This window comes from Massilia genomosp. 1 (assembly GCF_011682185.1).
In the GTDB taxonomy this organism is placed as follows: Bacteria; Pseudomonadota; Gammaproteobacteria; order Burkholderiales; family Burkholderiaceae_D; genus Telluria_A; species Telluria_A rubra.
The window spans coordinates 18,756-36,239 of sequence record NZ_WHJF01000034.1 but is presented as its reverse complement, the minus strand read 5'-3'; the positions used below and the strand labels follow the sequence as shown (position 1 = coordinate 36,239).

Annotated in this window: 18 protein-coding genes and 1 tRNA gene; 15 read left to right on the top strand and 4 right to left on the bottom strand. The window is 65.4% G+C overall.

Annotated elements, in window-relative coordinates; translation table 11 throughout:
- The first annotated feature begins 9 nt into the window (after positions 1–9).
- The 8 genes from F1735_RS14955 to F1735_RS14920 are packed head-to-tail and all read left to right on the top strand — an operon-like array spanning position 10 to position 9,184.
- On the top strand, positions 10–795 hold the full coding sequence (locus tag F1735_RS14955; protein ID WP_167237672.1) for an enoyl-CoA hydratase/isomerase family protein: 786 nt from the start codon (positions 10–12) through the stop codon (positions 793–795).
- A gap of 13 nt (positions 796–808) precedes the next feature.
- Positions 809–2,149, top strand: a complete 1,341-nt coding sequence (gene bioA / locus F1735_RS14950; RefSeq protein ID WP_229505788.1) for an adenosylmethionine--8-amino-7-oxononanoate transaminase — start codon at positions 809–811, stop codon at positions 2,147–2,149.
- A gap of 3 nt (positions 2,150–2,152) precedes the next feature.
- On the top strand, positions 2,153–3,334 hold the full coding sequence (gene bioF / locus F1735_RS14945; protein ID WP_167237670.1) for an 8-amino-7-oxononanoate synthase: 1,182 nt from the start codon (positions 2,153–2,155) through the stop codon (positions 3,332–3,334).
- A 1-nt stretch (position 3,335) separates the two neighbouring features.
- On the top strand, positions 3,336–4,142 hold the full coding sequence (bioD, locus tag F1735_RS14940) for a dethiobiotin synthase (RefSeq protein ID WP_167237669.1): 807 nt from the start codon (positions 3,336–3,338) through the stop codon (positions 4,140–4,142).
- Positions 4,143–4,158: 16 nt separating this feature from the next.
- The gene (gene bioB / locus F1735_RS14935; protein ID WP_167237668.1) at positions 4,159–5,193 is read left to right on the top strand and encodes a biotin synthase BioB; all 1,035 of its coding nucleotides are present in this window, start codon (positions 4,159–4,161) and stop codon (positions 5,191–5,193) included.
- Between the two features lie 39 nt (positions 5,194–5,232).
- Entirely contained in the window at positions 5,233–7,275 is a 2,043-nt protein-coding gene (locus F1735_RS14930) for an acetyl/propionyl/methylcrotonyl-CoA carboxylase subunit alpha (protein WP_167237667.1), read from the top strand.
- A 32-nt stretch (positions 7,276–7,307) separates the two neighbouring features.
- The gene (locus F1735_RS14925; protein WP_167237666.1) at positions 7,308–8,237 is read left to right on the top strand and encodes a 2-hydroxyacid dehydrogenase; all 930 of its coding nucleotides are present in this window, start codon (positions 7,308–7,310) and stop codon (positions 8,235–8,237) included.
- A 35-nt stretch (positions 8,238–8,272) separates the two neighbouring features.
- Entirely contained in the window at positions 8,273–9,184 is a 912-nt protein-coding gene (locus tag F1735_RS14920) for a hydroxymethylglutaryl-CoA lyase (RefSeq protein ID WP_167237665.1), read from the top strand.
- Positions 9,185–9,257: 73 nt separating this feature from the next.
- Here F1735_RS14920 and F1735_RS14915 read toward each other — a convergent pair whose 3' ends face one another.
- On the bottom strand, positions 9,258–10,175 hold the full coding sequence (locus tag F1735_RS14915) for a LysR family transcriptional regulator (protein ID WP_229505787.1): 918 nt from the start codon (positions 10,173–10,175) through the stop codon (positions 9,258–9,260).
- Between the two features lie 90 nt (positions 10,176–10,265).
- On the opposite strand from F1735_RS14915, the gene F1735_RS14910 reads away from it, so the two are divergent.
- Entirely contained in the window at positions 10,266–10,781 is a 516-nt protein-coding gene (locus tag F1735_RS14910; protein WP_167237664.1) for a cupin domain-containing protein, read from the top strand.
- 76 nt (positions 10,782–10,857) lie between these two features.
- Here the strand turns inward: F1735_RS14910 and F1735_RS14905 are convergent.
- Positions 10,858–10,934, bottom strand: a tRNA-Pro gene (locus F1735_RS14905).
- 76 nt (positions 10,935–11,010) lie between these two features.
- Between F1735_RS14905 and F1735_RS14900 the strand changes: the two genes are divergently transcribed.
- On the top strand, positions 11,011–11,709 hold the full coding sequence (locus tag F1735_RS14900; protein ID WP_167237663.1) for a hypothetical protein: 699 nt from the start codon (positions 11,011–11,013) through the stop codon (positions 11,707–11,709).
- Between the two features lie 315 nt (positions 11,710–12,024).
- On the opposite strand, the gene rsmI is transcribed toward F1735_RS14900, so the two are convergent.
- The gene (gene rsmI / locus F1735_RS14895) at positions 12,025–12,936 is read right to left on the bottom strand and encodes a 16S rRNA (cytidine(1402)-2'-O)-methyltransferase (protein ID WP_167237662.1); all 912 of its coding nucleotides are present in this window, start codon (positions 12,934–12,936) and stop codon (positions 12,025–12,027) included.
- 12 nt (positions 12,937–12,948) lie between these two features.
- Here rsmI and F1735_RS14890 point away from each other — a divergent pair, with 12 nt between their 5' ends.
- The 5 genes from F1735_RS14890 (at position 12,949) to F1735_RS14870 (ending at position 16,506) form a co-directional block, all read left to right on the top strand.
- Complete coding sequence (locus F1735_RS14890) at positions 12,949–14,229, top strand: penicillin-binding protein activator (protein WP_229505786.1); 1,281 nt, start codon at positions 12,949–12,951, stop codon at positions 14,227–14,229.
- Position 14,230: 1 nt separating this feature from the next.
- Positions 14,231–14,590, top strand: a complete 360-nt coding sequence (locus F1735_RS14885; RefSeq protein WP_167237661.1) for a YraN family protein — start codon at positions 14,231–14,233, stop codon at positions 14,588–14,590.
- A gap of 68 nt (positions 14,591–14,658) precedes the next feature.
- Positions 14,659–15,255 (top strand): phosphoheptose isomerase, encoded by a 597-nt coding sequence (locus tag F1735_RS14880; RefSeq protein ID WP_166885808.1) that lies wholly within the window; start codon positions 14,659–14,661, stop codon positions 15,253–15,255.
- Positions 15,248–15,886 (top strand): BON domain-containing protein, encoded by a 639-nt coding sequence (locus F1735_RS14875; RefSeq protein WP_167237660.1) that lies wholly within the window; start codon positions 15,248–15,250, stop codon positions 15,884–15,886. Before F1735_RS14880 ends, F1735_RS14875 begins: the two co-directional genes overlap by 8 nt.
- Positions 15,887–15,969: 83 nt before the next feature.
- The gene (locus F1735_RS14870; RefSeq protein WP_167237659.1) at positions 15,970–16,506 is read left to right on the top strand and encodes a peroxiredoxin family protein; all 537 of its coding nucleotides are present in this window, start codon (positions 15,970–15,972) and stop codon (positions 16,504–16,506) included.
- A gap of 6 nt (positions 16,507–16,512) precedes the next feature.
- Here F1735_RS14870 and F1735_RS14865 read toward each other — a convergent pair whose 3' ends face one another.
- A complete protein-coding gene (locus tag F1735_RS14865; protein WP_167237658.1) occupies positions 16,513–17,403 on the bottom strand; it encodes a DUF3034 family protein in 891 nt (296 codons plus the stop codon).
- Positions 17,404–17,484 lie beyond the last annotated feature (81 nt).

Sequence of the window (17,484 nt, the reverse complement as noted above, 5' to 3'; positions counted from 1 at the left end):
AGGAACAGTATGCAATATCAAACACTCGCCGTTGCCATCGCCGGCAAGGTCGCCACCGTCACCCTGAACCGCCCGGACGTGCGCAACGCCTTCAACGAAATCACCATCGCCGAACTGTCGCTGGCCTTCGATGAACTGGGCCGCAGCGACGATATCCGCGCCATCGTGCTCGATGCGAACGGCCCGGCCTTTTGCGCCGGCGCGGACCTGAACTGGATGAAAAAAATGGCCGGCTACTCGCACGCCGAAAACAGCGAGGACGCGTCCAAGCTGGCCGAGATGCTGCGCGCGATCTACCTGTGCCCGAAACCGGTGGTCGCCAAGATCCAGGGCGACTGCTACGCCGGCGGCATGGGCCTGGTGGCCGCGTGCGACATCGCGGTCTCCGTGGGCAGCGCCAGCTTCTGCCTGTCCGAAGTGAAACTGGGCCTGATCCCGGCCACCATTTCGCCGTACGTGATCCGCGCCATGGGCGAGAACGCGGCGCGCCGCTACTTCCTCACGGCCGAAAAATTCAGCGCCCAGGAAGCGCACCGCATCGGCTTCGTACACGATATCGTGCAGGCCGACGCGCTCGACGCGCATGTGGCGGCGATCGTCAACGCGCTTGTCACCAGCAGCCCGAACGCCGTGTACGAAGCCAAGGTGCTGGTGCGCGAGATTACCGGCAAGGCGGTCGACGCGGCCATGGTGGTCGACACCGCCGAACGCATCGCCAAGGTGCGCGCGTCCGACGAAGGCCGCGAAGGCGTGGCCTCCTTCCTCGAAAAACGCAAGCCTTCGTGGCTGGTCTAAGGCGATGGCGGACATGTCCCAGGATTGGGTAGCGCGCAGCCTGCGCAGCGTGTGGCACCCATGCACACAGATGCAGCATCACGCGCATGGTGAAAACAGTGTGCCTTTGATCCCGGTCAGCCACGGGCGCGGCGCCTGGCTGTACGACCATGAGGGCAAGCGCTACATGGATGCCATCAGTTCGTGGTGGGTCAACCTGTTCGGCCACGCCAACCCGGTCATCAACGCGGCCCTGAAGGACCAGCTGGACCGGCTCGAGCACGCCATGCTGGCCGGCTTCACGCACGAACCGGTGGTGCGCCTGTCGGAGCAGTTGTCCGAGATGACCGGCAAGGTGCTCGGCCACGCGTTCTACGCGTCGGACGGCGCCTCGGCGGTCGAAATCGCGCTGAAAATGAGTTTTCATGCGTGGCGCAACGCGGGCCTGTCCGACAAGCAGGAATTCGTCTGCCTGCAGGGCAGCTACCACGGCGAAACCATCGGCGCGCTGGCCGTGACCGATGTTGCCCTGTTCAAGGATGCGTACGGCCCGCTGCTGCGCGCCGCGCGCGTGGTGGCGTCGCCGGACGCGCGCAACGCGCAGGAAGGCGAAAGCGCGCAGGACGTGGCGCGCCGCGCCGCCGACGACGTGGAAAGGCTGTTCGAAGAACGCGCCGGCCACATCGCCGCCATCATCATCGAACCGCTGGTGCAGTGCGCAACCGGCATGGCGATGCACGACCCGCTTTATCTGACGCTGGTGCGCGAACTGTGCGACCGCTTCCAGGTACACATGATCCTCGACGAAATCGCGGTCGGCTGCGGACGCACCGGCACCTTTTTCGCCTGCGAGCAGGCCGCCATCTGGCCCGACTTCCTGTGCCTCTCTAAAGGCATCAGCGGCGGCTACCTGCCGCTGTCCCTGGTGCTCACGCGCGACGAGGTGTACCAGGCCTTCTACAGCGAAGATGTCAGGCGCGGCTTTTTGCATTCGCACTCGTACACCGGCAATCCGCTGGCCTGCCGCGCGGCGCTGGCGACCCTGCAGATCTTCCAGGATGACGATGTATTGAACCGCAACCGCGCACGCGCCACGCGCCTGACGATGGCGCTGGCGCCGCTGGCGGAACATGACCGCGTGCGCAATTTCCGCCAGCGCGGCATGATCTGGGCGTTCGATGCGGTGGAACCCGACGCCGCCCGCGCCGCCACCTTTTCGCGCCGCTTCTTTGCCAGCGCGCTGGAAAACGAACTGCTGCTGCGCCCCATCGGCCGCACCGTGTACCTGATGCCGCCGTATATCCTCAGCGACGAGGAAAGCGATGGCCTGGCCGAGCGCACCCGCGCCGTGTTCGACACCGTGATCGCGAGCTGACCGATGAAATTGATTGACGCAATCGAGGGCCAGCTACGCCAGCTGGACGAGCAAAGCCTGACGCGCGAACGGCGCGTGGTGGAAACGCCCTGCAAGCCGCGCCTGATGGTCGGCGGGCGCGCGCTGCTGGCCTTTGCCAGCAACGACTACCTGGGCCTGGCCGCGCACCCGCGCGTCATCGACGCCCTGCGCGAAGGGGCGGACCTGTACGGCGCCGGCAGCGGCGCCTCGCATCTGATCTCGGGCCACAGCGTGGCGCACCAGCGGCTGGAAGATCGGCTGGCCGACTTCGTCGGCCCGCACCTGGAATCGGCGCGCGCGCTGAGCTTTTGCACCGGCTACATGGCCAACCTGGCGATCCTGACCGCGCTCGGCGCCGATGGGGACGCCCAGATTTTCTCGGAGTCGCTGAACCACGCCTCGCTGATCGACGGCGCCAGATTGGCGCGCGCTTCGGTCAAGGTGTATCCGCACGCGAACCTGGCGGCCCTGGGCGCCATGCTCGCCGCCAGCAACGCCACCGCCAAGCTGGTGGTGACCGACAGCGTCTTCAGCATGGATGGCGACATCGCACCCTTGCCCGAACTGCTGGCCTTGTGCGAGCAGCACGACGCCTGGCTGGTGATCGACGACGCCCACGGCTTCGGGGTGCTGGGCGCGCACGGGCGCGGCGCGCTCGAACACTTCAAGCTGCGCTCCCCGAACATCGTCTACATGGGCACCTTGGGCAAGGCGGCCGGCGTCGGCGGCGCCTTCGTGGCGGCGCATGCCAGCGTGATCGAACTGATGATCCAGCGCGGCCGGCCTTACATCTACACCACCGCCGCGCCGCCGGCGCTGGCGCACGCGCTCTTGAGCAGCATCGACATCATCGGCGGCGACGAAGGCGCTTCGCGCCGCGCGCACCTGGCGTCCCTGATTGCCGCTTTCGACCAACAGATCGACCTGAAACGCTGGCAGCGCGTGCCGTCACACACCGCGATCCAGGCAATTGTGATCGGCACCAACGAAGAAGTCCTGCGCATCGGCGCCGGCCTGCATGGCCACGGCCTGTGGGTGCCGGCGATCCGACCTCCGACCGTGCCCGAAGGGACTGCGCGCCTGCGCGTGACCCTGTCGGCCGCGCACACGCATGAAGAAGTCGCGCAGCTCGCCGCTGTGCTCAACGACCTGGAAAGGACGTGAGATGAGCCTCAATGATCCCATCGTACCCGTGGTGACCGAACCGGCGCCGGACGCCGAAGCCGTGCTGGTGGCCGAGCCGCAGCCGTCGCTGGCGGCCGAAGGCCTGCCGTTCCGCTTTTGCTGCTTCGTGACCGGCACCGACACCGAGATCGGCAAGACCCTGGTCTCGGCCGCGATCCTGCACACGCTGGTGGCCGGGGGCGTGCGCGCCTGCGGCATGAAGCCGGTGGCCGCCGGCGCCACCGAGCGCGACGGCGAACTGCATAACGACGACGCCGACATGCTGGTCGCCGAAAGCAGCGTACACCTGCCGGTCAACATCACCACCCCCTACATGCTGCGCGCAGCCTGCGCGCCGCACATCGCCGCCAAACTCGATGGCGTGACCATCGAGCCGGTGCCGATCATCGCCGCCTATGCCGAAATCGCGGCCGCCTCGGACGCCGTGGTGGTCGAGGGCGTGGGCGGCTTCCGGGTGCCGTTCTCGGACCTTTTCGACAGCGCCCAACTGGCCGAACAACTCAACCTGCCGGTGATCCTGGTGGTGGGTCTGCGCCTTGGCTGCATCAGCCACGCGCTGCTGACGGTCGAAGCGATTATCGCGCGCGGCCTGGTGCTGGCCGGCTGGGTGGTCAACGAGATCGACCCGGACATGCAATTCGCCGACGAGAATGTCGAGGCGCTGGCCGAACGCATTCCGGCGCGCCTCCTGGGGCGCATCCCCTACCTCGAGCAGCCGACGGCTGCCGAAGCGGCCAAATTTATTGATTTCGCGGGGCTGCCTGGCTGGCCGTCCGCGCGCGACTGAACCTGAAGGAACCATGATGTCCCAAACCCAAGCTGTCTCTTTCCATCCGCCCGCGGCCGCGATCACCCTGCCTGACACGGCCACCTGGCCGCTGGCGGACGTGCTGGCGCTGTTCGAGCTGCCCTTCAATGACCTGATGTTCCAGGCCCAGACGGTACACCGCAAGCAGTTCCCGGCGGGCGACGTCGAACTGGCCACGCTGTTGTCGATCAAGACCGGCGGCTGCGAGGAAGACTGCAGCTACTGCCCGCAGGCGGCGCGTTACGACACCGGCGTCGAAGCGAAGAAGATCCTCGGCATCGAGACGGTGCTGGACGCCGCGCGCCAGGCCAAGGCCAACGGCGCCACGCGCTTTTGCATGGGCGCCGCCTGGCGCAGCCCGAAAGAGCGCGACATGGAAAAAGTCGAAGAGATGGTGCGTGAAGTCAAGGCCCTGGGCCTGGAAACCTGCGCCACCCTCGGCATGCTCGAAGAAGGCCAGGCCGATCGCCTGAAAGAAGCTGGCCTGGACTACTACAACCACAATCTGGATACGGCGCCCGAGTTCTACAGCAACGTGATCTCGACCCGCGAATACCAGGACCGCCTCGATACCTTGGGCCGCGTGCGCAGCGCCGGCCTGAAGGTCTGCTGCGGCGGCATCGTCGGCATGGGCGAATCGCGCCTGCAGCGCGCCGGCCTGATCGCGCAACTGGCGAACCTGAACCCGTACCCGGAATCGGTGCCGGTCAATCACCTGGTGCAGGTCGAAGGTACGCCGCTGCACGGCATGGACCCGCTCGACCCGTTCGAATTCGTGCGCACCATCGCGGTGGCCCGCATCACCATGCCGGAAGCGCGCGTGCGCTTGTCGGCGGGCCGCCGCCAGATGGGCGAAGCGGTGCAGGCGATGTGCTTCCTGGCTGGCGCAAATTCGATTTTCTATGGCGACAAGCTGCTCACCACCGACAACCCGGAAGCCGAAGACGACCGCGTGCTGCTGGCCAAACTGGGCCTGGTGACGCGCGCATCGACGCTGGAATCGGCGCCCAAGGCCAGCTGCGGCGGCTGATCCCAACAACCTAGAATAACAATCGATCGAGATCAACGCATGTTCACAAAAATCCTCATCGCCAACCGTGGCGAAATCGCTTGCCGTGTAGCCGCTACCGCGCGCCGCATGGGCATCAGGACTGTCGCCGTGTACTCCGAGGCCGACGCGAACGCCAAGCATGTCGCGGTATGCGATGAAGCTGTGCTGATCGGCCCCGCCGCCGCCAAGGAGAGCTATCTGTGCGGCGACACGATCATCGCCGTGGCGCTGGCCACCGGCGCCGAAGCGATCCACCCCGGCTACGGCTTTTTGTCGGAGAATGCGGACTTCGCCGATGCCTGCGCCGAAGTCGGCCTGGTGTTCATTGGCCCGCCGGGTTCGGCCATGCGTGCGATGGGTTCCAAGTCGGCCGCCAAGTCGCTGATGGAAAAGGCCAACGTGCCGCTGGTGCCCGGTTATCACGGCGATGAGCAGGACCCGGACTTCTTGCAGAAGCAGGGCGACCGCATCGGTTACCCGGTGCTGCTGAAAGCCAGTGCCGGCGGTGGCGGCAAGGGCATGCGCGTGATCGAAAAACCGGAAGACTTCAAGGCGGCGCTGGCTTCGTGCAAGCGCGAAGCGATCAGCTCTTTCGGGGACGACAGGGTCCTCGCCGAAAAATACCTGCTGCGTCCACGCCACATCGAAATCCAGGTGTTCGCCGACACCCACGGCAATTGCGTCTACCTGCACGAGCGCGATTGCTCGGTGCAGCGGCGCCACCAGAAGGTGCTGGAAGAAGCGCCGGCGCCGGGCATGTCGCTTGAGCGCCGCGCCGCCATGGGCGAGGCCGCGGTCGCTGCCGCGCGCGCGGTCGGCTATGTGGGTGCGGGCACGGTCGAATTCATCGCCAACCAGGATGGTTCGTTCTACTTCATGGAAATGAACACGCGCCTGCAGGTCGAGCACCCCGTGACCGAAATGATCACCGGGACCGATCTGGTGGAGTGGCAGCTGCGCGTGGCCAACGGCCAGGCGCTGCCGAAAACGCAGATGGAGCTGGGCATCCACGGCCACGCGATTGAAGCGCGCATCTATGCCGAGAATCCCGAAAAGGGCTTCCTGCCGTCGATCGGCACCTTGCGCCATATGGATACCCCAAGCGCGGTCAGTTTCGAACTGGGCGGAACGGCGGGTGGCTCGCCGGCGCCGGTGCGCATCGATTCGGGCGTGCGCGAGGGCGACGCCATCTCGCCGTATTACGATCCGATGATCGCCAAGCTGATTGTCTGGGGTGCGGACCGCACGCAGGCGCTGGCGCGCATGTCGCAGGCGCTGGCCGAGTTCCGGATCGTCGGCCTGGCCACGAATATCGCCTTCCTCAAGCGCCTGGTCGAAGGCGCCGCGTTTGCGACGGCCGACCTGGACACGGGCCTGATCGAACGCAATGCCGATACCCTGTTCCCGGCACCAAAAGCGGCGCCCGTCGGCGCGCTGGCGTTGGCCGCGGTGGCCTTGATCGGAGCCGAGAAGCAGGCCTCGATCGGCCAGTCGCACAACGTGGCCGACCCGTGGGGCAATGCGCTCGGCTGGCGCCTGAACAGCGCCTACCAGCGCCAGCTCGCGTTCACCGACGAGTATTCGGCGGCGAAAGAAAGCAAGGCCTACCAGGTTGGCCTGACCTACCGCCCACATGGCTGGGATTTGTCGGTCAATGGCATCGACGCCGATCTGGCGGTGACCATGCACGCTGGCGCGGAACTGTCGATCAAGCTCGGGGCGACGTCGATTCACGGCGCCGTGCGGCGTGACGGCGACACCTTTCACGTGTTCACCGGCGGACGGCACTTTGTGCTGGTCTATAACGACCCGATGGCGCACGCCGGCGAGGCCGAAGCCGCAGGCGGGCGCCTGACCGCGCCGATGCCGGGCAAAGTGGTGGCGGTACTGGCCACCAAAGGACAGCAAGTCAAGAAGGGCGATCCGCTCGTCATCATGGAAGCGATGAAGATGGAACATACCATCGGCGCACCAGGCGACGGGCTGGTTGAAGAAATCTTGTACCAGGTAGGAGACCAGGTCGCCGACGGCGCCCCGCTGTTGGCATTCAAGGCTGCATAAAAACAAAACAGAAAAGCATAGTGGAGACAAGCATGCGCATTCTTCTACATCGGGCCGATGGCGTTACCGAGCCGTGGGTCCGCGATTTCGCCAGCGTGCTGCCGCAAGCCGAGGTGGTGCTCTGGCAGGAGGGCGTGCCGTGCGCGCCTTGCGATTACGCGGTCCTGTGGTCGCCGCCGGCGGCGCTGCTCGACCAGTTGGCCAAGGTCAAGGCGATCTTCCTGACTGGCGCCGGCGTGGACGCCATTCTCAAGTTCGGCGACGCGCTGCCGCCGGTGCCGATCATCCGCCTGGGCGACGCCGGCATGGCGCTCCAGATGGCCGAATACGTGGCGCACGCGGTGCTGCGCTACTACCGCCGTTTCGACGAATACGAACGCCAGGCGCGCCGTGGCCTGTGGGCGCCGCTGCCGCAGTTCGACAAGGCGCAGTTCACGATCGGCGTGATGGGCATGGGAATGCTGGGGCGGCGCGTGCTCGACTCGCTGGCCCAGTTCGGTTTTCCGCTGCGCGGATGGAGCCGCGGCCACAAGGAGATCGATGGCGTCACCTGCTTTGCCGGCGAAGACGGCCTCGATGAATTCTTGCGCGGCACGCGGGTGCTGGTGTGCATGCTGCCGCTCACGCCCGACACCACCAACCTGCTGACGCGCGCCAAGCTGTCCAAGCTGCCCGAAGGGGCGTATGTGGTCAATGTGGCGCGCGGCGCGCATCTGGCCGAACCGGATTTGCTGACCTTGATCAAGTCGGGCCATATCGCCGGCGCCACGCTCGATGTGTTCCGCAACGAGCCGCTGCCGGGGCCGCACCCGTTCTGGGACGAGCCGCGCATTACCATCACGCCGCATATCTCGGCCCTGACCTTGCGCAGCGAAAGCGTGGCGCAGATCGCCGGCAAGATCGGCGCGCTCGAACGCGGCGAAGCCGTGGCCGACGTGGTCGACCGGGCACGCGGGTATTAAGCGCGCATGTACCAATATTCGAACAAGGAACCGCCATGAGCACCCTGCCGCAACAAGTCAAGATTGTCGAAGTGGGGCCGCGCGACGGCCTGCAAAACGAAAAAGAGTCGGTGTCCGCCGCCGTCAAGATCGAGCTGGTCGACCGCCTATCGCGCGCCGGCTTTGCGAATATCGAAGCGGCGTCGTTCGTGTCGCCCAAATGGGTGCCGCAGATGGCGACCAGCACCGAGGTGATGGCCGGGATCACGCGCCGCGCGGGCGCCATGTATTCGGCGCTCACGCCCAACATGCAGGGTTTTGACGCGGCGCTGGCGGCCAAGGCCGATGAAGTGGTGATTTTCGGGTCGGCCTCGGAGGCGTTCTCGCAAAAGAACATCAACTGCTCGATCGCCGAGTCGATTGCGCGCTTCGAGAGCGTGGCCAGGGCGGCCAAGGAACACGGCCTGCGCCTGCGTGGCAGCATCAGCTGCGCGTTCGGCTGTCCGTACCAGGGCGAGGTCTCGCTCGACGCCGTGGCCGACGTGGTGGGCCGCATGCGCGAGCTGGGGTGCGACGAGATCGACATCGCCGACACGATTGGGGTCTCGACCGCGCGCAAGACGCAGGCGGTGATGCTGCGCGCGGCCCAGGAGTTTCACCTGGACCGGATCTGCGGACACTTTCATGATACGTACGGGCAGGCGCTGGCGAATATCTACGCCAGCCTGGAAGTGGGCGTGTCGATCTTTCATTCGTCGGTGTCGGGCCTGGGCGGCTGCCCGTACGCCAAGGGCGCGACCGGGAACGTGGCGACCGAGGATGTGCTGTATCTGATGCAGGGGCTGGGGATTGAAACCGGGATCGATCTCGATATGGTGGTCGATGCGGGGCAGTTCATTTCGCAGCACCTGGGACGCAAGGGGTCGAGCCGTGCGGGGAATGCGATTGCGGCGAAGCGGGCCGGGTAACCGTTCAGAACCTCTAACTGTGAATCCGTCGTCCCCGCCTGCGCGGGGACGACGGCTCATTGGGTAATGGTTTCTATAAGATTTCACGACCCATGAAATTGCGCAAAAAGGCAATGAACATCCCCACCTTGACCGGCAGATGGCGCGTATTTGGATAAACCGCGTACACGCCCTGTTCCGGCAGCGCATACGCGGGCAGTAGCCGCAGCAAACGGCCCGCAGCCACGTCCTCCCTCACCAGCCACTCCGGCAAAATCGCCACGCCCGCACCGGCCAGCGCAAAGCTGCGCATGCCGGCCGCGTTGTCGGTGACGATGCGCTGGCGTGGATGCGTGGTGGCGACGATCGCGCCGCTGGCCGTGTGCGTCCAGCTTAAGGCCCCTTCAAAACGCGCGTGGAAGATGCCGTCGAGCGCCGCCAGCTGCTGCGGCGTCTCGGGCGCCCCGTGGCGCGCCACATACGCGACACTGGCGACCGGCACGGTGGCCAAGCGCTCCATCAGCGCGGCCCGATAGGTCGAGTCGCGCAGGCTGCCCAAACGCAGCGCCAGGTCGAACCGGTCCGACACCAGGTCGGCCAATCCCGGCGAGGCCGAAAAATCCACCTTCAAACCCGCATGCTCGCGCGCGAACGCGGCCAGCGCCGGCACCACCATGTGCGCGCCGTATTCGGCGGTCGAGGTCACGCGCAAAGTCCCCGTCAGCGCCGCGTGGCTGCTGCGCGCCGCGTCGATGGCCGCTTCCGCTTGCGAGAGCACCTGCACGCAACTGTCGAAGAAGCGCTGGCCCGCATCGGTGAGCGCGATGCGGCGCGTGGTGCGCGTCAGCAGCGACACGCCGAGCTCGCCTTCGAGCTGCTTCAGGTTGAAGCTCAGCATGGCCTTGGTGACGTCCAGCCTGGCCGCAGCCTTGGTGAACGAGCCGGTCTCGACGATGGCGACGAACATTTGCAGCCGGTTCAGGTTCAGCATAAATGGGAGATCGATTGTCAATGCAATTTGACAGTGTATTACGGTTGCCGCTGTTTTTCTTCCCGGGCAGCACTCCTATAATGACCGATCAATCAAGCAAAGGAGACCGCCATGCCCCATCCCGTCATCAATCTCGACCAGTTGACGCCGCAAGACATGCCGCCGCAGTACGCGCCCACCGGCGCGGCCGCAGAACGGTTCGCGCCGCGTATCGCGATGATTGGCGAACTGATCGGCATGCGCGCGCTGGGCTGCAACCTGACGGTGCTCTCGCCCGGCAAGCGCGCCTTCCCTTTTCATCACCACCGGGTGAACGAAGAGGTGTTCATCGTTGTCCAAGGGTGTGGAACGGTCAGGATCGGCGTCGCCAGCTATCCGCTGCGGCAGGGCGATATTGTTGCCTGTCCGGCCGGTGGGCAGGAAACGGCACATCAGATTATCAATACAGGGGAGGGGGAGTTGCGCTATCTCGCGCTGAGCACGAACCAGTCGCCGGAAGTGGTGGAGTTTCCCGATTCCGGGAAGTATGCGACACTGCTGCAGGGTGCGGGCGGCGGTGCAAACACCTTGCCACAACGGACAGTAGGCCACATTGGCCAATCGGTCGACTACTGGGAAGGAGAATGATGTTGCTGGAAGATATGCTGCCGGGGGAGTATGACAGGCTGATGAGGTGTTCTTCATCAGCCTGCATATCAATTCATGGTCGGAGTACAAGGATTCGAACCTTGGACCCCCTGGTCCCAAACCAGGTGCGCTACCGGGCTGCGCCACACTCCGAGGACAAGAATCATAGCGGAGGGAATACACTTGGTCAAGGGTCAGTATGATTTTTTCGCATTTTTCTTCGAAATAGATGAATTTTTACGCATCCGCCCACAGTCCAACCATCAACGACCGCGTTTTGCTGCGGATTGGCGCCGGCATCGCGGTGTCGATCGCCTTGCATGGGCTGCTGCTGTTCGGGTACCGGCAGGGGCTGGGGCTGGCGCCGCCGTGGCGGGACGATGCCGGCCAGCCGCGCGAAGCGCTGACGGTGACCTTGCGCGCGCGCCCCGCACCGACGCCCGAGGTGCTGCCTGAGCCGACGCCGCAGGTTCAGCCTGAGATCAAACCGACGCCAGCATTCAAACCGAAGCAGGCAGTAAACACGCAAAGGAAGAAAACAGCGGAAGCGGAACCGGCGACAGCGTCGCCAACGGCAAGTACACGGCCAGCGCCAGCGGAGAGTATCGCCGCGCCCGATGTGATTGCCTTGCCGGAGACGCAAGCGCATGCGCCGGAAGCGTTCACGGTGGCGCCGCCGTCGGGCACGCCGCAGTTCGATCCGGACGCGGCCCGCAAGTTTGCGCGCGAGATCGCCACCAAGCCGGACCCGGCCCGCGCCGGCATGGCCGTGGCGCAGATTCCGCCCAAGCCGTATGCCACCGACACCAAGGCGGCCCGCGTGATCGCCCAGGCCAGGCGGTCCAACTGCAAAGATGGGATTCCGGGCGGATTGCTCGCTCCGCTCCTCCTCCTGCTCGACAAGAAGGATAGCGGGTGCAAGTGGTAGCCAAGCGACCGGGCCTGCGTTGCACAGGGCCGGTCATGCCTGCTTATTCCAGGCGCAGCTTCAGTTCCTGCGACGCCTGCTCAAGTGCGCTGCGGGTGGCCGGCAAGGTGGCCAGGGCGTTGAGCAGGCCGACGTCGTGGATCAGCTATTTATTGGAATCTTTTTGATCCCGAATGTTTGCCCGCCGGTACGCGGCGCCGCTCCGCGCCAGCCGCCGGGCATCGTCCCCCGATACGACTTGCACGGTCGATGGTGCGAAGCAGCCCGCGTCCCGTTTGGACAATGACGATGGCGCGAAAGTGCGATTGATGCAGATCAGTCCTGCTGACCCTTGATTTCCAGCGCGCGGTCGTACAGGGCATTCTTCTTGCGCCCGGTAATTTGCGCGGTCAGGTTGGCGGCCTGCTTGACCGAACATTCAGCCAGCAGGATGTTCAGGATGCGCTCGGCCTCGGCCTCTTCGGCATCGCCCTCGGCCCGGGCGCCTTCGAGCAGCACCACGTACTCGCCCTTTTCGCGGTGCGGATCGGCCTTGACCCAGGCCAGCGCCTCGGACAAAGGGCAACGGTGGATTTCTTCGAACAGCTTGGTCAACTCGCGCGCGAACACCACCTGGCGCGCCGGCTCGAACACGCCGGCCAGCGCTTCCACGCAGTCCAGGATGCGGTGCGGCGCTTCGTAGAACACCATGGTCGCGCCGACCGTCAGCAGTTTTTGCAGGGCGGTTTCGCGCTGCTTGGCCTTGGCCGGCAAAAAACCGACGAAATAGAATTGATCGTTGACCAGCCCGCTGGCCGAGAGCGCCGTCACCGCCGCCGAGGCGCCCGGCAGCGGCACCACGCGCAGGCCGGCGGCGCGCACGGCGTCGACAATGCGCGCGCCCGGGTCGGACACGCCCGGCGTGCCGGCGTCCGACACCAGCGCGATGCGCTCGCCGGCCTGCAGGCGCGCGATCAGCTTGTCGGCCACTTCGCGTTCGTTGTGCTGGTGCGCGGCGATCATCGGGCGCGACAGGCCGAAGCGGGTCAGCAGGTTGCCGGTGTTACGGGTGTCTTCGCAAGCGACCGCGTCGACCAGCGAGAGCACGTGCAAAGCGCGCACGGTAATGTCGGTGACGTTGCCAATGGGAGTAGCCACGATATACAGGGTTGCTGTAGGATAGGACTGATGCACGGCCTCGCCAATGACGGGAAGCTGGGCGATCGGACTGGTCTGGAATTCTGTCATGTGGGAGTGGTAATGCTGATTAAAAGTCTGAAGGGCCTGCTCGCCGTTAGCGCGCTCACGATGTTGAGTGCCTGCAGCACGCCCTGCGACAGGCCGGGGGGATTGTGCGCGCCTATCGAGCCAAACACAAGTGTCGCACCGGCCCAGCCGCGCGCGCCCGAGGTCCTCGCGCCGGTCATCCCTGAAGCCGAGGTCGAGACCATGCCGGTCGACGCGCCGCCGGGCGCCGTGGCCGAGCATCCGCGCGCGGCCGCCGTGCCCGCCGCCGCGCCCGACAACAAAGCGGCCACCCGCATCGGCCTGCTGCTGCCGACCCGCTCCGACGCGCTCGGCCCGCCGGCTGGCGCGCTGCGCGCCGGTTTCATGGCCGCTTACGAGCGCGACCGCACTGGCTTCGAAGTGAACCTGATCGAAACCGGCGACAGCCCGCAAGACGTGCTGGCCGCCTACACCACGGCGCTGGCGCAGAACGATATCGTGGTCGGCCCGCTGGCGCGCTCGGCGGTGAGCGCGATCGCCGGCGCCGGCGTGGCCGTCAGCAAGCCGACCGTCGCCCTGAATCATCCGGACGGACGCGGCACGGGCGGCGCGCTGTCCCACAACCTGCTGGTGATCGGCCTGTCGATCGAAGACGAAGCGCGCCAGGTGGCGCGGTGGGCCGCGAGCGAGCATCCGGGCGCGCGCGCGCTGGTGGTATCCGGCGCGAATGCCTGGCAGCGCCGCATCGCCAGCGCCTTCGCCGCCCAGTGGAAGCAGCTGGGCAACGAGTCGCAGACCCTGGAACTGGCCGCCTCGAACGGTTACCTGAGCGAAGCGGGCATCTCGCAGCTGAGAAACCGGGTCGATGCCGAACAGCCGACCCTGCTCTTTACCGCGCTCGACGCCGACCAGCTGCGCCAGGTGCGCGCCTCGATCGGCACCAGCGTGCCGGCCTACGGCACCTCGTCGGTCAATCCGGGCACGGAACCGGGCACGGCCCTGGCCGAGCTCGACGGCGTACGCCTGCTCGACCTGCCGTGGGAAGTGCAACCCGACCATCCGGCCGTGATGGTGTATCCGCGCTGGAACGCCAGCCGCCGCACGCTCGACCTCGACCGCCTGTACGCGCTCGGCATCGATGCCTTCCGGGTAGCGCGCGAAATCACCCTGCACCCGGGCGCGTCGTTCACCATGGATGGCGTGACGGGACGGCTGTCGGTCAGCTTCGGCGACGGCCCGGCGCGCTTCGAGCGGATCGAGCCGACCGCGGTGTACCAGGGCGGCAGCTTCAAGCCGTCGGGCGGCGGGCAGTAAGATGTGGCCGGCCCGGCTGAGCGGCAAGCAGCGCCAGGGCCAGCTGTGGGAACAGAAAACACTCGACTACCTGACCAGCCAGGGCTTGCGCCTGGTCGAGGCCAACTACCGCTGCCGGGGCGGCGAAATCGACCTGATTTTGCGCCACGGCGAAGAACTGGTGTTCGTCGAAGTGCGCCAGCGCGCCAGCAGCCGCTGCGGCGGCGCGGCCGCCAGCATCACCGCCGCCAAGATCGGCCGCATGGCGCGCGCGGCCCAGACCTACCTGCTGCGCTTTCCTCAGACGCCGCCGTGCCGCTTCGACGTGGTCGCCATCGACGGCGAACGCATGGAATGGCTGCGCAACGCCATCCAGTTATAACAGAGCGGCTGAGCAAATTTCGTCGTACTTCTCCGGGTTCGCCATCTGCTGCACTATAATCCCCCACTATGAATACTCAACGCATCCTCGCCCACTTCCACGAAAGCGCCGAACTCAAGATTCAGGCGGCTTCTGCCCTGGCTCAACCTATTTCGCAAGCGATCGAACTGATGTTCTTCGCTTTGTCGAACGGCAACAAGATTCTTGCTTGCGGTAATGGCGGTTCGGCCGCCGACTGCCAGCACTTTGCGGCCGAGCTGGTGGGCCGTTTCGAGCGCGAGCGCTTTCCGCTGCCGGCGATGTCGCTGACCACCGATACCTCGATCATGACGGCGGTGGGCAACGATTACAGCTACCGCGAGATTTTCTCGAAGCAGGTGCAAGCCTTCGGCCAAGCCGGCGACGTGCTGCTGGCCATTTCCACCTCGGGCAACTCGGCCAACGTGATTGCCGCGGTCGAAGCGGCGCTCGAGCGTGAAATGCGCGTCGTGGCGCTGACCGGCAAGGATGGCGGCGCGCTCGGCAAGTTGCTGACCGACGCCGACGTGCATATCTGCGTGCCGCACACGCGCACCGCGCGCATCCAGGAAGTGCATCTGGTGACCATCCACTGCATTTGCGACGGTATCGACGTCGCCTTGTTCGGAGGAGATGTGAATGAATGATTCATTACGTGCGATGCGCCCGCTGGCCAAGGCCATCGTCGCGCTCGCCCTGCTGGGCAGCCTGCAAGGCTGCATCGGGCTGTTCGTGGGCGGCGCCGTGGCTGGCGCAGTGGCCACGGCCGACCGCCGCACGCTCGGTGCGCAAGCCGACGACAAGGCCATTGCGCTCAAGGCCGACATGCGCTTGCCGAAAATTACCGGTGAAGACGTGCATATCAATGTCAACAGCTTCAACCGCAAGGTGCTGCTGAGCGGCGAAGTGCGCGACGAAGCCATGAAGGCGGCGGTCGAGCGCGAAGTGGCCAACATCGATGGCGTGGCGATCGTGATCAACGAACTCGACATCGCTTCGCCCGCCACCTATACCTCGCGGTCGAGCGATTCGCTGATCACCACCAAGGTCAAGGCCAGCCTGGTGGACATGCGGACCATTTCGGCGACCTCGTTCAAGGTCATCACCGAGCGCGGCACCGTGTTCCTGATGGGCCGCGTGACCCAGCGCGAAGGCCAGGTCGCCGCCGATGTGGCGCGCGGCGTGTCGGGCGTGAAAAAAGTCGTCAAAGTGCTGGAATACATCAGCGACGACGAGCTCAAGGCGATCTCGCCACGGTCCTCGTCGGTCCAGTTGTAGTACGGCCCCTCGCGAAGGGCCGCGCGGGCAGCGTTTTTGCAGCGCGGCTATAATGACTTTCTGTTCCATTCCCGCTTCCAGTCATGTCCACCCAGACCCCGCCCCGTACTTCCTGGCTCAAACCGGCGCTGATCGGCGCGGCGCTGGTGGCCATTGCCGCCATCGGCTATTGCTCGCTGGCGCGCAGCACGCCCGCGCCGGACGTGACCTTCATCGATATCAAGGGCCAGAAAATCAGCTCGCACAGCTTGCGCGGCAAGGTGGTCATGGTCAATTTCTGGGCAACCTCGTGCGCAACCTGCGTCAAGGAAATGCCGCAGATGGTCGATACGTACAACAAGTTCAAGGGCCAGGGCATGGCGTTCGTGGCGGTGGCCATGAAGTACGACGCGCCCAATTACGTGCTCAATTATGCCGAGACCAACCGCCTGCCGTTTACCGTGGCGCTCGATAGTGCCGGCGATATTGCCAAGGCCTTCGGGGAGGTGACGTTAACGCCGACCACGTTCTTGATCGACAAGGATGGCAAGATCATCAAGCGCTATGTGGGGGAACCGGATTTTCCGGCCTTGCATAGGTTATTGGAAAAAACGTTGCTGGAAAAAACCATCGCGGGATAAACATCCTCAAAACCCCGTCTGCACCGACAAATACGCGCCGCGCTGGCGCTTGGGGTTGAACACCGTGATTTCGCCCAGCACCGCATACGCCGCCGTCACCGACACATGCTTGCTGGGGAACCAGGCCACGAACACGTCGTAATACGCCTTTTCCTTGTCCACCCCCAGATTGTGCGGCTTGCGGCGGTATTCCACGCCGGCCACCAGCTGGCGCTCCACCAGGCAGGCGGCCGACACTTCCAGCATCGCCTTGTACACATTGCCCTGGTCGCCGCCAAACCCCAGTAAGCCCATCTGATTGGCCCTGGTCGCGCGCACGGTGGCGTTCAAGAGCAAACTCTGCTGCAACAGCAGCTTGGTCGCGGCCACGTACAGATCGGTCCCGCTGTCCTCCTTCGCGCCCAGTTGCGTGACCTTGCTCACGCCCAGCGCCCCCAGCCCGCCCACGCCCTTGTTGCGCTTGTACATTGCGCCGACGGCGATCTGCGGCATCAAGCTATCCTGCCCGTACACGGCGTCGCCCGCCACTTTCACTTTGACGCCAAGAATATCCTGCTTGATGCTCAGCTGGTTCAGCGGCGCCAGGCTGCCCTTGAAATGCTGCTGCGCCAGCGACAGTTCGACCCGGTCGGCCAGCCCCAGCGCCACCCCGGCCGTGTCGAGCGTGTAATCCTGGGTGCGCACGCCGGTGTAGTGTACGTTCGCGCCCCAGCTGTCGCGGCTGCCGTAGCCGGTGATCAGCGCCCACGGGCTCAGGCCGCCGCCGCCGGCACCTTCGAGCTGGCTGACGCCGCCCGTCGCAGTGAGCTTGCCCAGGTCGGGCCGGCCCTGTCCATGCGCCGCACCAGCCGTCAAACTTGCCGCCAAGAACAAACTACCCACACGCGCGATCTGCATATTGTCTCCCGATGAAGGTGTTGCACGAACCAGCTCAGCCGTCTCTACAATACTGCGTACGCAAACCGCGCGCGATTGGAT

Excerpts from the sequence above, each read along its gene's own strand:
- F1735_RS14955 (WP_167237672.1), top strand. The coding sequence starts at position 10 with ATGCAATATCAAACACTCGCCGTTGCCATCGCCGGCAAGGTCGCCACC.
- bioA (WP_229505788.1), top strand. The coding sequence starts at position 809 with ATGTCCCAGGATTGGGTAGCGCGCAGCCTGCGCAGCGTGTGGCACCCA.
- bioF (WP_167237670.1), top strand. The coding sequence starts at position 2,153 with ATGAAATTGATTGACGCAATCGAGGGCCAGCTACGCCAGCTGGACGAG.
- bioD (WP_167237669.1), top strand. The coding sequence starts at position 3,336 with ATGAGCCTCAATGATCCCATCGTACCCGTGGTGACCGAACCGGCGCCG.
- bioB (WP_167237668.1), top strand. The coding sequence starts at position 4,159 with ATGTCCCAAACCCAAGCTGTCTCTTTCCATCCGCCCGCGGCCGCGATC.
- F1735_RS14930 (WP_167237667.1), top strand. The coding sequence starts at position 5,233 with ATGTTCACAAAAATCCTCATCGCCAACCGTGGCGAAATCGCTTGCCGT.
- F1735_RS14925 (WP_167237666.1), top strand. The coding sequence starts at position 7,308 with ATGCGCATTCTTCTACATCGGGCCGATGGCGTTACCGAGCCGTGGGTC.
- F1735_RS14920 (WP_167237665.1), top strand. The coding sequence starts at position 8,273 with ATGAGCACCCTGCCGCAACAAGTCAAGATTGTCGAAGTGGGGCCGCGC.
- F1735_RS14910 (WP_167237664.1), top strand. The coding sequence starts at position 10,266 with ATGCCCCATCCCGTCATCAATCTCGACCAGTTGACGCCGCAAGACATG.
- F1735_RS14900 (WP_167237663.1), top strand. The coding sequence starts at position 11,011 with ATGAATTTTTACGCATCCGCCCACAGTCCAACCATCAACGACCGCGTT.
- rsmI (WP_167237662.1), bottom strand. The coding sequence starts at position 12,936 with ATGACAGAATTCCAGACCAGTCCGATCGCCCAGCTTCCCGTCATTGGC.
- F1735_RS14890 (WP_229505786.1), top strand. The coding sequence starts at position 12,949 with ATGCTGATTAAAAGTCTGAAGGGCCTGCTCGCCGTTAGCGCGCTCACG.
- F1735_RS14885 (WP_167237661.1), top strand. The coding sequence starts at position 14,231 with ATGTGGCCGGCCCGGCTGAGCGGCAAGCAGCGCCAGGGCCAGCTGTGG.
- F1735_RS14880 (WP_166885808.1), top strand. The coding sequence starts at position 14,659 with ATGAATACTCAACGCATCCTCGCCCACTTCCACGAAAGCGCCGAACTC.
- F1735_RS14875 (WP_167237660.1), top strand. The coding sequence starts at position 15,248 with ATGAATGATTCATTACGTGCGATGCGCCCGCTGGCCAAGGCCATCGTC.
- F1735_RS14870 (WP_167237659.1), top strand. The coding sequence starts at position 15,970 with ATGTCCACCCAGACCCCGCCCCGTACTTCCTGGCTCAAACCGGCGCTG.
- F1735_RS14865 (WP_167237658.1), bottom strand. The coding sequence starts at position 17,403 with ATGCAGATCGCGCGTGTGGGTAGTTTGTTCTTGGCGGCAAGTTTGACG.